The sequence below is a fragment of the Clostridium sp. TJA032 genome (genome assembly GCF_058310275.1).
Genome location: NZ_JBZEFB010000001.1, coordinates 242,534 through 257,394, shown reverse-complemented (window position 1 = coordinate 257,394; position 14,861 = coordinate 242,534). Strand labels below are relative to the sequence as shown.

The 14,861-nt window shown below is 29.3% G+C and carries 9 protein-coding genes and 1 pseudogene; 2 read left to right on the top strand and 8 right to left on the bottom strand.

The window, feature by feature from the left end; translation table 11 throughout:
• Window positions 1-9 precede the first annotated feature (9 nt).
• The 7 genes and pseudogenes from AC4FRL_RS01120 to AC4FRL_RS01090 form a co-directional block, all read right to left on the bottom strand.
• Window positions 10-1,794 carry an Hsp70 family protein gene (locus AC4FRL_RS01120; protein ID WP_491138153.1) on the bottom strand — a complete coding sequence of 595 codons (1,785 nt, stop codon included), beginning with the start codon at window positions 1,792-1,794 and terminating at the stop codon, window positions 10-12.
• 18 nt (window positions 1,795-1,812) lie between these two features.
• Window positions 1,813-2,421, bottom strand: a complete 609-nt coding sequence (locus AC4FRL_RS01115; protein WP_491138152.1) for a nucleotide exchange factor GrpE — start codon at window positions 2,419-2,421, stop codon at window positions 1,813-1,815.
• A gap of 1,367 nt (window positions 2,422-3,788) precedes the next feature.
• Window positions 3,789-3,893, bottom strand: a pseudogene (locus AC4FRL_RS01110) (DnaJ domain-containing protein); the annotation flags it as partial.
• A 264-nt stretch (window positions 3,894-4,157) separates the two neighbouring features.
• Entirely contained in the window at window positions 4,158-5,063 is a 906-nt protein-coding gene (locus AC4FRL_RS01105; protein ID WP_491138150.1) for a hypothetical protein, read from the bottom strand.
• A gap of 356 nt (window positions 5,064-5,419) precedes the next feature.
• On the bottom strand, window positions 5,420-6,001 hold the full coding sequence (locus tag AC4FRL_RS01100; protein WP_491138148.1) for an RNA polymerase sigma factor: 582 nt from the start codon (window positions 5,999-6,001) through the stop codon (window positions 5,420-5,422).
• Window positions 6,002-6,317: 316 nt separating this feature from the next.
• Window positions 6,318-8,867: a DNA primase family protein gene (locus AC4FRL_RS01095; protein ID WP_491138146.1), complete on the bottom strand. Its 2,550-nt coding sequence runs from the start codon at window positions 8,865-8,867 to the stop codon at window positions 6,318-6,320.
• 72 nt (window positions 8,868-8,939) lie between these two features.
• Complete coding sequence (locus tag AC4FRL_RS01090; protein ID WP_491138144.1) at window positions 8,940-10,868, bottom strand: DNA polymerase; 1,929 nt, start codon at window positions 10,866-10,868, stop codon at window positions 8,940-8,942.
• A 781-nt stretch (window positions 10,869-11,649) separates the two neighbouring features.
• On the opposite strand from AC4FRL_RS01090, the gene AC4FRL_RS01085 reads away from it, so the two are divergent.
• Both AC4FRL_RS01085 and AC4FRL_RS01080 read left to right on the top strand, forming a co-directional pair.
• On the top strand, window positions 11,650-12,201 hold the full coding sequence (locus AC4FRL_RS01085; RefSeq protein WP_491138142.1) for a helix-turn-helix domain-containing protein: 552 nt from the start codon (window positions 11,650-11,652) through the stop codon (window positions 12,199-12,201).
• Between the two features lie 152 nt (window positions 12,202-12,353).
• Window positions 12,354-12,779, top strand: a complete 426-nt coding sequence (locus AC4FRL_RS01080; RefSeq protein ID WP_491138140.1) for an ImmA/IrrE family metallo-endopeptidase — start codon at window positions 12,354-12,356, stop codon at window positions 12,777-12,779.
• A gap of 78 nt (window positions 12,780-12,857) precedes the next feature.
• Here AC4FRL_RS01080 and AC4FRL_RS01075 read toward each other — a convergent pair whose 3' ends face one another.
• A complete protein-coding gene (locus tag AC4FRL_RS01075; protein WP_491138138.1) occupies window positions 12,858-14,723 on the bottom strand; it encodes an N-6 DNA methylase in 1,866 nt (621 codons plus the stop codon).
• Window positions 14,724-14,861 lie beyond the last annotated feature (138 nt).

The following is a 14,861-nucleotide window of genomic DNA, read 5'->3' as shown; positions in this document are numbered from 1 at the left end:
CCTTTAATTTTAAATTTCAAATAGAATGTCTGTTAATTTTTCATCTAATTTTTCAACAGAACTTTTATCATTATTTAAAATAGCAGTTTTTATTTTATCTAAAACCTCTGAAACTTCCCTCTTTTTATCCTCATTTAAGTTCTTTAACTTAACCTCTGCAAGAGAAACTGAAACACTTACAATTTCAAATAAGGGTGATTTTCTCCAATCCTCATCTGAATTTGAGTTCATATCATAAGAAGGCTCTTTTTCCTCATAAGAAGGTGCTTTTTCCTTCTTTGAAGAATTTTCTTCCTCCTTCTTAAAGGTCTTTTTAGATAAAAGAGCAATGTCCTCTTCACTTAAACTTTTTAAGGCCATAATTCTTTTTTCAACCTTTCCTGTACTTAGTATTTTTGCAAATACATCTAACATTCCATTTAAGTTGTAATTAAAGGTTATTTCTATTTTTTCTTCTCCTGCCCTTGCCTTAGGTATTCCCTCTAATCTAAAATCACCAATGAAAGTATCTTCTTCTATATTTTCACTTTCTCCTTGATATACACGCACATCTACAGCACTTTGTCCATCATAAATTGTGTAATATATTTCAGAGGACTTACAAGGAAGTTTTGAATCTCTACAAATTATTGGACTAAATTTATTTCCTATAACTTCAACACCTAGAGTATGGCTACAAGCATCTGTTATTATAATTCCTGAATCACTACTTATTTCATCACTTTTTATTCCTGCCTGAACAGCTGCCCCTAAAGCTACTGCTTCATCTGGGTTAACTCCTTTTTTTATCTTTTCTTCTCCAAATTTGCTAACTAAAAGATTTTTTACCATAGGCATTCTACTTGAACCACCAATAGCTAAAACTACATCTATATCCTTAGGTTCTAAGTTACTAGCCTTTAAGGTTTCATCAACTATATCCTCACTTTTCTTAAGTAAGTCATAAGACATTTTTTCAAAATCTTCTCTTGTAAGCTCTATTTCTATATCTACAGAATTTCCTTCTCTGTCAATATCAAAGTTGTTTAATAATATTTCTGTGCTATTTTCTACAGATAAATCCTTTTTAGCATTCTCTGCTGCATCTTTTATAGCTGTTGACTTTCTTGTGTTAAGATTTTCAACATCTACAGAGGTGTTATTTTTTATATAGTTTACTATATACTGCTCAATTTTCTTATCAAAATCTTTTCCTCCAAGGAAGTTATCTCCCCTACTAGCTCTAACATCTATAATTCCTGAGAACATATCTAAAACAGTACAATCAAAGGTTCCTCCCCCTAAATCGTAAACTAAGATTTTACATTCTTCATTTAAGTTTTCTAAGCCATAAGCTAAAGCTGCTGCTGTTGGCTCATTTATTATTCTCTCAACTTTAAGCCCTGCAATAGCAGCTGCATCTATGGTTGCTTTTCTTTGAACATCATTAAAATTTGCAGGTACTGTTATTACAGCCTCTGAAACCTCTCCAAGTTCTTCCTCTGCAATTTCCTTAATAGCACGAAGTATCATAGCAGAGATTTGCTCTGGAATATAAGTGTTTCCATTTATGTAAAACTTTTTATCAGTTCCCATATCTCTTTTTACCTCTGCTACAGTACATTCTGGTCTTAAAAGCATCTGTCTTTTAGCCTTTTTACCAACTACTATTTCATTTTCTTTTATGGCTACAATAGAAGGGATAACAGCTCCTTGTCCATATTTATCATTTTCTATTATTACTGGCTCACCCTCTTTCATGTAAGCTATTTCTGATGTTGTTGTTCCTAAATCTATTCCTATAATTTTTCCCATGTGCTTTTTCTCTCCTCTCTAGTTTTTCACAACAATTACCTCTGATGCTCTAATTACCTTTCCTTTATAAATAATTCCAGGTTTTATTTCATCAACTATAGTGTTATCTTCCTTAGAAGGATTTTTTACACTTTCTATGCAATCATGAAACTCCTCATCAAACTTTTTGTTAAGGCAGGAAATTATCTCAATATCAATCTCTTTTAATTCTCTCTTTATAAACTTTAGATTTCTCTCTAAGGTTTCTTTTAGCCTTTCATTGCCTGATTTATCTACATAATTTTTAAGTCTATAAAACTCATCTATTATGCTTATAATCTTTACCATAAAGCTATCCTTGTTTTCATAGATATTTTTTAAAATCTCTATATCCTCTTGAATTTTTTTAATAGGCTCAAGATTTTCCTGTGCTTTTCTTATTTCTTCATTTGTAGAATCTGTAATTATAAAGTTTTTCTTTAATAAATTTTTATTATCCTTTGCAGAGGTATTTATATTTTCTAACTCCCTTTTTATATCTAGTATGAATTTATTTAAAACCCCACTAGATATATCCATATTAACTTCACTCTTTTTCTTTGAGGCATATTCTTTTAACTCTTTTTCTACCCCTAAAAACTTATACATATAATCCTCCTTTAAAATCGGCTATAAATAACTAAGGCTATTATAAAGCCAACTATTGCCCCAAAAGGTCCTGCTATTATAAGCCCTATAATTGTTAATAAAGCAATAAAAAAGCACCCACAGCCTGACATATCACTTTCCTTAGTTTCAGTATTTTTAGCTTCAGTACTTTTATTTTCAACTTTAACAGGCTTTTCTTCCTCTATTTTTTCCTCTATATTTTCTTTTTTATAACTGTCCTTTAAAAGAGCTTTTTCTTCCATCTTGCTTTTTATAAAATTAATTCTAGTTTTTGAAAGCCTTAAAATTTCCTCAAAATCCTCTTGAAACTCTGAATAAAGACCTTTGTAATCATTCTTTAGTAAATTTATACTCTCATATATTTCATAAGGATTTTCTGAAGCTGATTTTAATAAGATATCCTTAGCCCTTTCAAAATCCTTCTTTACCTCTTCCTCCTTAAAGATGTATTTTAAGTACGGAAGATTTTTTAAAATCTTTTTCTTAATTCCTATTCCTAGGTATTCTAAAACCTCATCATAGGCAGTATCTTCATTTAAAAACTCTCCTATATCAAGGAAATTATTTTTAAGATTTTTATATTTATTTGGAACATCTTTTTTTAATTTTAAGTATATCTTCTCTAGTAAGTTTATATATTCTAGAGCATAGTTAAAGTCCCAGCTACTTACACAGATATAAATATAGTTATCTATCTCTCTTATAACTTCTTTAAAGTTTTCATTATTGCAGTAATCTATTGTAATTTTTGAGTATTTGTCTTTTATGTTATAAGAATTTAAATTTAAACCATGATAAACTAATTCTAAGGTGTCATAAAAATCTCCCTTATCCGTCTTAAAAAGAAGGTCTACTTTATTTTCAAGTATTTTTTTAGCAATTTCCGTTTCTTTAAAATAGTTGCTTGAATAAAGCTTGACTAAATTCATGTTAATAAGATAAGTGTCAAATTCTTCTAGAGCAGTAAGCAAATAAGCCATGCTCTCTTGATATTTTCCAAGCCTATTGCAGTAATTAGACATGTTTAAAAAATAGCTTTCCCTAGGCTCATAGGTTGAACTTATTAGCTCCTTTTGAACTTCATAAGCCTCCTTAAAATCCTCTAAATTTGCATAACATAAGGCAAGATAATTCTTTGCTAGGCTAAAATTTGGTCTTAATAAAATAAACTTTTTAAAGTATATTATGGCGTTTTCATAGTCATCATTATAGTACCTTTTCATAGCCTCACTAATTAAGCCCTCTGATACATCATTTCCCTCTTTATCTTCTAAGGTTACTTCATTTTTTTTAATCTCAATAATAGCCTCATAAGCCTTTGATATCTCATTAAACTCCTGTGGACATTTTTCAGGAGGATATTTTCTTAAAAGCTTAGCATAGGCTCTTTTTATTTCCTGCTCATTAGCCTTCTCACTTACCCCTAAAATTTCATAATAATCTTTCTTCATTTAATACCTCACTCTTTAAGTCATAATTTAAATTTAATCCCACTTAATTTATTACACTTTTACATTTAATATCAAACATATACAATTATACACAATCTAAATGAATTTTTGTACATTTAATGAATAAAAAGTTAAGAAAATAATATTTTAGCAAAAAATAATTAAAAATACCACAATTATCTATTATTTCCCAACTTATTAGCTAACTTTACCAAAGAAAAATTTTCATAAATAAAAAAGAGAGTCTAAAAAAGACTCTCTTTTTTATTTAATTTCTACTTCCTTCATTGTTTCCATATTTACTAAGTAAAACTTTAAATCCTTGCTATTTACACTTTTTGTATCATATAAAGCTTTTACTAGATAGAAATTATCATATTTAGAATTTTTGTTATAGGAACTGTCTATATTACTATAGGATTTTATGTTTCTTTCATCAAAACCACACCAACTAGTTAAATTAAAAAGTTGATTTATGTTTTCTCCACTTACTCTAACTGCATATTTATTAGCTATTTCCTCTCCAAGTTCTTCATTTATGTTTCCCACATAAATAGGAATTAAGGTTCCAAAGTCATAGTTATCTATGGCTAAAATCTTGAAGTTTATTCCATCTAAAGTAACTGTTTTATCAAGCTCTTTGTACCCCTCTTCCTTTTTTACAGAACCCTTTGTTTCTATTCTTGTATCAACTCTTTTTTCATTGTAAACATCTCTAGTACTGCCCTTTTCCCTTGCATTAACTAAAAAGTCTACATTATTTAAAACTCCATCATAGTTTTCTCTAGCTACTAAAAGACCTACATCTACACTTCTCATTTTATTTCCGTTAATTTCTGTTAAAACGTTATCTGAGGAAATAAAGACTGCTTTGTCTGGGAAACTTCCTCCCCCTGTCATGTAAAAATCTTCTCTAATTATGTCAGAGTTATCCTTTGTTGAAACTGTATAATCAAAAAGAACGTAGTGGTCTAAAAGCTTTGGTTTTTCTATTACTATATGATAATTGTCAAAATCAGTTTCATAAGGGAATTTTGCATATGTAATATTTTCACTCTCTTGCTTACTATTAATCCTCTTGTTTATTCCAACTAAAGCTATTATGGAAAGCACTACTATAAGAAGAATAAAGATACCAAAACCTAAAAAAACCTTTTTTCCTTTAGCCAAAAAATCACCTCACAAATATATTAATATAATATTACTAATACATTATATCATAATATACTTATAAAATTTATAAATTAACTATTAGTAAAATCCTCCTTTAAAGATAAATCAGTAGTTTAATTTTTTTATTTATTTTATTAAAGCTTAAAAGATAAAAATTAAAAAAATACTTCTAAGTTTTTAAATTTTATTTCATATATTTTTAGTATAATAATAAAACTACAGTTCTTAATATAAAATTGTATTTTATAGGATATTGTACCTTCTTAAAGGGCCTTCAAGTAAATAAACCTATAAGAAAAGAGCCTGTTTTATTCTTTATTAAAGTAAAATAAAGTTTTAAAACAGGCATTTTATCAATATTTTTTAGAAAGTTCATTTTGTAGTTTTCTTAGGATTTTTCTTTTTCTATGTCTTACAATATTTAAGGTTGTTTCTTTTTTATTCTCCTCATAGTATTTTTGCATATTTCCTCTTTTCTTCATTATAAAAAGGATAAAATCTTTATCCTCCTTACTTAAGGAATTTAGGGCCTTTTCTAGATTTTCTAAAAGCTCTCTTCTCTCAAAATCCTCTTCCATAGAAAAGCTATCTTTTATGTTATCTTTTAAGCTTATATCCTCTCCTATTGGTTTATCTAGGCTTGAGAGGTTTATATTATTCTCCTTTCTACTTAAGATAGAGAGATATTTATTTCTTATTAAAATAGTTAAAAAGGCAAGAAAATCTATTCCACTTTCCTTTTCATATTTTTCAACAGCCTTTATAAACTCAATCCATCCTATCTGTTCTAGGTCCTCTCTCTCATAGCCCTTTATAAAATATTTACAAGAGTATTTATAAAGAATTCCTTTGTGAATTTCAAAAAGCTTATTCATAGCCTCCTTATCTCCAGCTTTACATTTCTCTAATAAAATATTAACAATTTCACTATTCATAAATTTAAATACCCCTATAACTAAAAAAATATGCCAGAGTTTTAAAAAAAGCAGTCATAGGCTAAAGCCTTGCTACTACTAGCTTTCCTTAAAAGAATGACTAGATTTCACCTTTTTCTATATTCCCATAAAAAAATAAAAACCCCTTTAAAAATTTTTTATTTTTCCTCTATATAAAAAATAGAAAAACTATGGCAACTATGGCTAAAGCCTTTATATTCCTAGAAAAACTCTGGAAAAAACCTTGGCAAAAAGCAGTCATTTTCCTTGTAAAGCAGTCATTAATTATGAAGTAAATTTTAAGAAAAAATTTCCTTTAAAATTCTATAATATCCTCTTCCTTAAGAGCTATCCCCTTCCAAAGCCTTCTATTACTTTCTCTTCCTTTAAAGATAGTAAAATTTCTCTCTAACTCCCTGTTAAACTTAATATGAGAGAGAGCTTTTAAGCCAAGCTTTTCACAAAACTCTCTATAAGTTTCATAAAGCTCTATGCTACTACAAAGAAGTTCTGCCCTTAAATTACAGCACTCATAAACAAAGTAAATAACATTATTATTCTCTCTCCTATACTCCTCCTTTAAATTATCTGTTAAGACATTTTCACTAAACTCAAAGTTATTTTCATAAAGCCTTTTAAGTCCTTGAAGAGCCCAGTTTAAGATTCCTTCCTTCTCCTCCTTAAGCTTTTCCTTTAAATTCTTGTCAATCTTTTCTTCCTTTATAGGAGTTGTAAAGGGAATAAGAATAAGCCTTCTATAAAACCCCTCTGTTCTATCTACATAATTTTTAGGAAGCTCATTACAACTAAAAAGAAGTCTTGCAAAGGGCTTAAACTTAAAAGGATTTTTATTCTTCTTCTCCCCCATTAAATAATCCTCTCCTGTAATTCCTTTAAAAACTCCTGTATCATAAATCTCCTTGCTTGGAAGGTCTGAAAAGACATTAGCAAGTTTTCCTAAAAGCTCTGCAGTTTTAAATCTATCTCCAATTTCCTGCAAAGGTATATTGCTTACATTATTTCTGCCAAGAAGCAAGTATTCTAAAACCCATATAAGAGTACTTTTTCCCGTTCTAGCTGGTCCAAAAAATACAAAGGCCTTTTGACAGGCTGTATTTATAGTTAATAAATATCCAAAAATCTCCTGCACTAAGGGAATAATTCTCTTATCTAAAACCTCACTTAAAAACTCCCTAAACCTTTTGCACTCTTTCTCTCTTTTATACTCCACATTAAGTTGCACTGTGCTTAAATACTTAAAACTATGCTCCTTAAAGGTAAAATCTCTTATATCAATCAATCCATTTTTCACATTTACTATATAAGGATTACTATTAAAATCCTCAAAATCTCTACATATTAAAATCTCCCATTGCTCCCTGCAATCTCTTATATAAGCCATGGTACAATGCTTAGGAAGCATATACTTCATAATAATTTTACTAGCCTCCCTTTCTCCCCCTTGCTTATAAACTCCATTACTATAAATAAAAAAGGATTCTGCACAGTAATAACACTTAATCTCCTCCTTTAAATGCTTTGCAAGAATAAAAGGTAAAAATCTAAGCCCCTTTTCCTTTTCTTCATACCAAGGAAACTCCTGTAAGACCTCTCTCTCCTTTTTATTCTCCTTTTCCTTCCTCTCTCTATTAACCTTTCTAAAAAGCTCTCCATGAAAATTTATCAAGCTTTTGTAATCTTGAATATTTAAATAAGGACATAAATCTTCCTTTATAAGGCTCTTTCCTAAAGCTTGGCTTGTATTATACATATACTCCTCAATAAATTTAAGAGCAGTATCTACATTTACAGCCTTTGAATCATAATTAACCTTTAACCCTCTTATAAGTCCCCTTAATTCCTCCACAGTTAAGGGCTTTTTTGAAAGTTCTGCAGGGCTTTTTCCCTTGCATCCATTTTTATATAAACTGCAAGGATACCCTCTCTCTATAATAGTTTTGCAGGTCATTGGGTAAACTGAAGACTTTAAAAAACCCTCTATCTTTTTCTCTGTTTCCTCCCTTTTATATCCTTCATACCCTCTGCTATACTTATGAATCTTCTCCTTTCCCCCTTTAAATAAAGCTAGGTTTGTAATCATTCCATGCCATAGAGGCTCCTTTAAAGTTTTTGAATTATCAATGCAATACTTTATAAACTCACACTTTAAAGGAAGAACATTAACTCCCCATATATACTCCTTCTCAGGATTTTTCCCCTTTTTTTCTTCATTCTTCTCTTCCTTTTTTTCTTCCTCTTTACTACTACAAAGCTTTAAGGCCTTTTCTATCTCCTCCTGAGTATAGATTAAATCCTTTGAAAGCTTTAAGGTTTTTACAAGCAAAGGCTCCTCTTTACAATGATAAAAACCTGGTACTCTCATAACCCTGCTTTCATTTATGCAACTAAAATCCCCCTTAAAATGTCTTGCTAAGGCTCTTTGTATCTCTCTAAACTTATTAACCTTTCCTTCTTTTATTAAAAAATAAACATGAAGGGATTTTCTTGTTTTAACTATAAGGCTAGGTTCTAGAGGAAAGGCTTTAATATTTTCTAACTGCTCCTTTAAAGAAAGGCTATCACATTCAAAAAACTGTGCATTTATTCTTTTTATCTCTAAATCCTTATTTCCTCCAGAGTTTACAACAAAGAATATTCCCCTATTTTTACTATTTTCCCCCTTAAAAAAATTCTCTCTCTTAAAAAATTCCTCAAGGGGAAGGCTTAAATTTCTCCCCTTAAAGCCCTCTCCCTTCTTATCAGAAAAAATTCTAAAATTAACCCTCTCTAAAGGCTCCTTAAAAAAACAACTTAAAAAATCAAAACTCTCCTTTAAATCCCACCTTATCTCTCTTTCTTCCTTCATAGCTCCTCCTAATACCCTTTTACCTTTTTTCTATTTCTTCACTTTTTCCCTCTATCAAAGAGAAGATAACTATTATAAATCCTTAAAGTTTCTCCCTACAGCATACTGAACCTTTATAGGAATGTTAAAATCTTTAAAGGGACTTCTTTCCATAGAATCCTTTATAAAAGCTATTGCCTCCTTAAGCTTATCCTCTCTAACCTCAAATAAAAGTTCATCATGAATTTGAAGAATTGGTTTTATATACTCTCTGCTTGATAACTCTCTTAAAATTCTCCCCATAGATATTTTTATAATCTCTGCTGCTGTCCCTTGAATTGGAGTATTTAAGGCACACCTTTTTCCATAACTTCTAAGAGAAAAATCCTTAGAAGTTAACTCCTTTAAATAACGCCTTCTTCCAATTCTACTTCTTGCATAGCCTCTTTTAAGAGCATACTCTATTGCCTCCTTCTGCCATAAGGAAAGTCTTGGATACCCTTCCTTTATGCTTTTTATAATTCTTTCACAATCCTCTTCCTCAATATCAATTCCTCCCTTAAAGGTTAAGGTTCTCCTAAGCCCCTTTGGAAAAAGACCAAAGAAAACACCAAAATTGCAGTTTTTAGCAATAGTTCTTCTTCTTTTATACTCCTTATGCTCCTTAAAAAGTGCCTCCTCTAAGGGTATGGAATAAATAATAGAGGTTGTCATGGCATGAATATCTAAATCCTTTCTAAAGGCCTTAATCATCTTTCTATCCTTGCAATAATAAGCCCCTACCCTAAGTTCTATTTGAGAAAAATCAAAATCTAAAAAGACATGCTTTGAAGAAGGAATAAAAAGTTTTCTAATTCCTAAAGGGTCATTATCGGCCCTTGGAAGATTTTGAAGATTTGGATTTTTACTTGAAAACCTTCCTGTTTCTGTTCCCATAGAAAGAAAATCTGCATATATTCTCCCAGTTTTCTCATCCATATGTCTTTCTATAGGCTCTATATAAGTGCTTACTATTTTTGATAACCTTCTATAACTTCTAATACTCTTTATAAGAGCTTCCCCTTCCTTAAAATTATCCCTTGCCCACTTCTCCATAAGAATAAGACTCTCCTCATCTAAGGAAGGCTCTCCCTTTGATGACCTTTTAAAAATTGGAAACCCTAACTCTTTAAATAAAAAATCCTTAAACTCCTTTCTTTGAAGATTCTTTCCAAGGGCAATATTTCTTTTAGAAAAGGATAAAATCTCCCTTTTTAAAGTTTTAAGTTCTCTATAGGCCTTAGCTTTATACTCTTTTAAGAGTTTTTTATTTACAAGTATTCCATTTCTCTTCATAATCCCTGTATACACAGAAGCAGGACTTTCCACCCTTTCACAGAGAATTTTATGTTCTCTTATATTCTCAAAAAACCAGTTAATGCAAAAGTCATAAAGCCTTAAAATATAAGAAGTAGAAAGAGTAATCTGCCTTATCCTCTCCCTGTTCTCTGGCTCTATATTATCAATAAAATCTCCCTTAAAGTCCTTATAAGGATTTACTAAGTCAAAATTAAAAATTTCCTTAATAAGCCTATAAAAATTACAATCCTCATAGCCTCTATAAATTCCATACTCCTTAAAGGTAAGCATACTTCCAGCCATAGTATCAAAAAAAGGTTCCTTTAAAATAATTCCCTCCTCATATAAAAAAGAGGACTGAAAAGACAAATCATGGGAAACCTTTACAATCCCTTCGTTATGAAAAACAAAGCCCTTAAGAAAAGAAAGCATTCTCTCACAATCTTTAAGCTTCTCTCCCCTTCTATGTCTTAAAGGAATATATATTCCACTTTCTCTAGATACACTAAAGGCAATTCCAACTATATGTCCCCTTCTTGGATGAAGAAAATCCTCCCCATAATTACTTCTAAAATACTGCCCTTTAGGAGCACATTTTATGGTAAAGGAAACCACCTTATTTTTCCTAAGATTTAAATACCTCATAACCTCACTAATCTTAAAAACACTTTTATACTCTCCCATAACCTCTCCTTAAAAAGAAATACTAAAGTAAAACATCAATATCCAAAATAAACTCCCTACAAAAAAGAAAAATCTTTCCTAAAGCTTTATAACTCTTAAAATTCTTTCCCCTAAAATCTTAAGATAGCCTAAAAAAATCTCCTTTTTTAAAATTTTTAAATAAAACTATTACTGTTTAAAAATTCTTCCCCTGTCCTTCTTAATTAAAATCCAAAGAAAATGTAGGATAATACAAATACTCCTAGTATTATCCTTACTTTTTCTTACAAGGGAATTATAATACCTTTTTTTCCCAATTCCAAAATTCAAATTTCCTTCTCCTCTTAAATTATCTCTATATATTTAATGGTATCTTAAAAATTCTCCATTTTTCTTAGAAAGTCTGTATTATTTTACCTTTTTATCCAAAAAACTATTGATTGTTCGGAAATACCCTGTTAAAATAAATTTGTGATAATTTTTTACATTTAATCTATTAAAATACAATTATTTTCAAGGGAAACTAAGGAAAATTTAAAATATAAAACTAAAGGAAAAAAAGAAAACTTTCAAGAAAATATGAAAGTTTATTAAGAGAGAAAATTTTAAAGAAGGGAGTGCTACTAGTCAAAATATTCAAAAAGTACCTAGCTAAACTTATAATATTAAGATTTATATCTTTTTTAAGGTATAAAGCTTTAGTTCTAAGTTTAAATCTTATCTAAACCTTTAAGTCTTATTTAAAAGAAAAATCTTAATAGGGATATCTTTGACCATATTTTAAGTAGCAATATTTTAACTTATGTATATAGGTTATAGACTACAAAAATTACGAAAAAAAAGAAAATTAACTCAAAAGGCCTTAGCTGAAATGACAGGTATATCTCGCTCTTATCTATCGGATATAGAACATAACAGGTATAACCCAAGTTTTGATACTATTGAAGCCTTAGCTACTGCCTTAAAACTTGATTTAAAATCCTTTTTTGATGATTCTCTTTTAGAAGAGGATTATATTCTTCCTCCTTTATGTGAAGATGAAGAGGAGGAATTTAAGGAGCTTTGTGAAACATGCCAAGAGGAAATTTATAAGGAATTAAATAAGAAAAATATTGCAGATTATACTTCCCCTATAAACTGCAAAAATGCCATACTCTCTGAAAAAGAAAGCTTAAACATTAAGGAGGATTTAGAAAAAACCTTAAAAAATCTATCAAACTTTGAAAAGAATATCTTCTTTGAAGGTTTTTTACTAGACTCTGAAACAAGAGAGGCCTTTAGGGAAAGTCTAGAACATTCCATGAAAATGGCAAAGCTTATTGCAAAAAATAAGTTCTCCTCTAAGGGAAATTAAGCTTTTAATCTAAACTTTTTAGGTAAAATTAAAATCCTTATATTTTTTAAGAAAAGTAATTTTAAATTTATAAACATCAATATCCTTTCTAAAAAGAATGAAAGGAAGGTGAATAGGTTTTATATAAAACTAGGTATAAAACCAAAGGTAATATGAATATAAAGAAAATTGCAGAGGACTTAATAAAGTTATATGGATTAAATGACCCTTTAGAAATAGCCCTAGGAAAGGGAATAATAATACTTGAAGAAAACCTAAAAAACATCTCTGGCTATAGCTTAAAATATAAAAGACAGGGAATAATACACCTAAACAAAAATTCTTCCCTTATGACAAAGAGAATTGTCTGTGCCCATGAATTAGGGTATCTTCTAATTCACCCAAAGGAAGAATTACATGTTTTAGATAACAAAAATCTAAAACCAAAGGATGATTTTGAAAGGTATGCACAAATCTTTGCAGCTAATCTACTTATACCAGACAGCTTGTTAGAAAAACATAAAGGGAAAACCCCAAGCACCATAGCTAAATCCCTAAATCTCCCTTTGGATTTAGTTTTAATAAAACTAAAAGCTTAATAAAAAAGGGGACTTAATAGTCCCCTTTCTCTTTTATCCTTATAAGCATTATTAAAAGTTAATTTCAAAAATTCTATATTATAAAATTTTAAACCCCTCTTTAATTCCCATCTTATCATATAAATCAAGCTTTAAGTCTTTAAGCTTCTTATTAAGTTTTTCTATCTCTCCTAAAACTTCCTTTCTTTCCTCCTTATATTTTTCTATAAGCTTTTCATCACTTTCCTTGTAGGAAACAACAGGAATATTCTCAATATCCTTTTGATTTATAATCTTAACTACGCTTCCTTTTTTAAGGTTTTCTAATAAAAACATTCCTACAGGACTTAATAAAAACTCTTTTATATAATATGGACTAACCCCTTTTTTAAGTCTTAAACCAATAATATTTTGTGATATTAATAAATTATCACAGTCCTTTTCAACTACAGCAATCTTTGTACCAGTTCTACTTATTATTAAATCCCCAGCATAAACTTTATATGCCTCTACCCTTGGATTATTCTCTATTTTATAATTAGGAACTTTTTCTATATAAAGCTCATTATCCTTAATATCAACGGCATTTATTATTTTAAAAGCTCCCTCTTCATCTAAAACTGTGCTATTAGTTATGTTTATTCCCCTAAAACACTCTCCAATATCCTTAATTTTCTCCTTTAGATTTAAACTTTCTAAATCTACTTCCACTTCTCCAAATTCTTCAGTATATATTTTTTCCTTTAAAATATATGTACTTGGAGAAATATTTGACCCTTTTAACTTCTTAACCTCCATAGTTTTACTAAAGCCCTTTACATCCTTAAAATCTCTATATATCTTTAATATTTCCTCTATATTCTCATTACTTAAATAATTTTTTCTTAATTTATTACTTGTATAAATCTCAGAGGCTTCAATAAACCTTATTTTCCCCTTCATGTTCTCCTCTTTATTTTTATTTAAAATAATAATTGAACATGGAATTGAAGTACTCAATAATAAACAAGGAGCTAAATTTATTACTGTTTCAATATAATCAAAGGCTAAAATTCTCTCCCTAACCTTTCCTTCACTTCCCTCTCTAAAAAGAGCTCCTGGTGTAGTTATTATAAGAGCCTTTCCACTTTCCTTTAAAGCTTTTAAAGCTACTGATATAAATAGCCATTCTCCCCTTGAAATTCCTGGCATACCATAAGAAAACATTCCATTTTTATCTTCTTCAATTTTATCCTTTATATCACTCCAATTTAAAAGCATAGGTGGCTCAGAAATTATATAATCAAAGCCCTTTTCCTTAAAATTTTCCTTTAAAAAGATAGGTTCTAATAAAGAGTTATCACAAAGTATATCTATATTCTCAATGCCATTTATAAAAGCTCTAACCTTTGCAATAGCCCTTACTTTATTATTTATTTCATCTCCAAAGATGCTTAAATGCTTTCCTAATTTTCTGCTATATTCATAGGCAGCTACTGCTGTTCCTCCAATACCAAAGGATAGGTCATAAAAACTTCCTTCCTTAGGTTCTAATAAATTAACTGCTAAGCAATTTAACTCCTTAGGGGTACTAAAACAAGCTTCATATCTTGTATTGTATAACCCTTCAATAATATAATTAAATACCTCTCTTAATTCCTCTACACTATTAAAAGCATTAGTTAACTTATATAAAATGTTATTTGTTAACTTACTATCCCCTTCAAATTGACCAAAAATCTCAAAAACTTCCCTTAAAGTTTCTACCTTCTCACCTAATTCCTTCTCAACCTCTATAAATTCCTTATTTAAATCATAACTCTCAACAATTCTCTTTAAAGAATTTTCCTCTAAAACTCCAACCTTTTCACCATAAGCTAAAAGAAATACCCTGCTTACATAAATATCAAAATTTGAACTTGATAAAGTCTTTCTATCAACCCCTTTTAAAATCTCATTTGCTTTTTCTACCATTGTTTCTCTCAAAATTATCAACTCCTTAAATTTAATTTATTTATTCTAATTAATTACTTTATCCTAAAAACTTAAAAGAAAAAGCTTAATTAAAATAAATAACCCTTGCTATGTTTAAATTATAAAATACTATTTTCTATTTTTCAATAA

Excerpts from the sequence above, each read along its gene's own strand:
- AC4FRL_RS01080 (WP_491138140.1), top strand. The coding sequence starts at position 12,354 with ATGAATATAAAGAAAATTGCAGAGGACTTAATAAAGTTATATGGATTA.
- AC4FRL_RS01085 (WP_491138142.1), top strand. The coding sequence starts at position 11,650 with ATGTATATAGGTTATAGACTACAAAAATTACGAAAAAAAAGAAAATTA.
- AC4FRL_RS01115 (WP_491138152.1), bottom strand. The coding sequence starts at position 2,421 with ATGTATAAGTTTTTAGGGGTAGAAAAAGAGTTAAAAGAATATGCCTCA.
- AC4FRL_RS01120 (WP_491138153.1), bottom strand. The coding sequence starts at position 1,794 with ATGGGAAAAATTATAGGAATAGATTTAGGAACAACAACATCAGAAATA.
- AC4FRL_RS01100 (WP_491138148.1), bottom strand. The coding sequence starts at position 6,001 with ATGAATAGTGAAATTGTTAATATTTTATTAGAGAAATGTAAAGCTGGA.
- AC4FRL_RS01090 (WP_491138144.1), bottom strand. The coding sequence starts at position 10,868 with ATGGGAGAGTATAAAAGTGTTTTTAAGATTAGTGAGGTTATGAGGTAT.
- AC4FRL_RS01095 (WP_491138146.1), bottom strand. The coding sequence starts at position 8,867 with ATGAAGGAAGAAAGAGAGATAAGGTGGGATTTAAAGGAGAGTTTTGAT.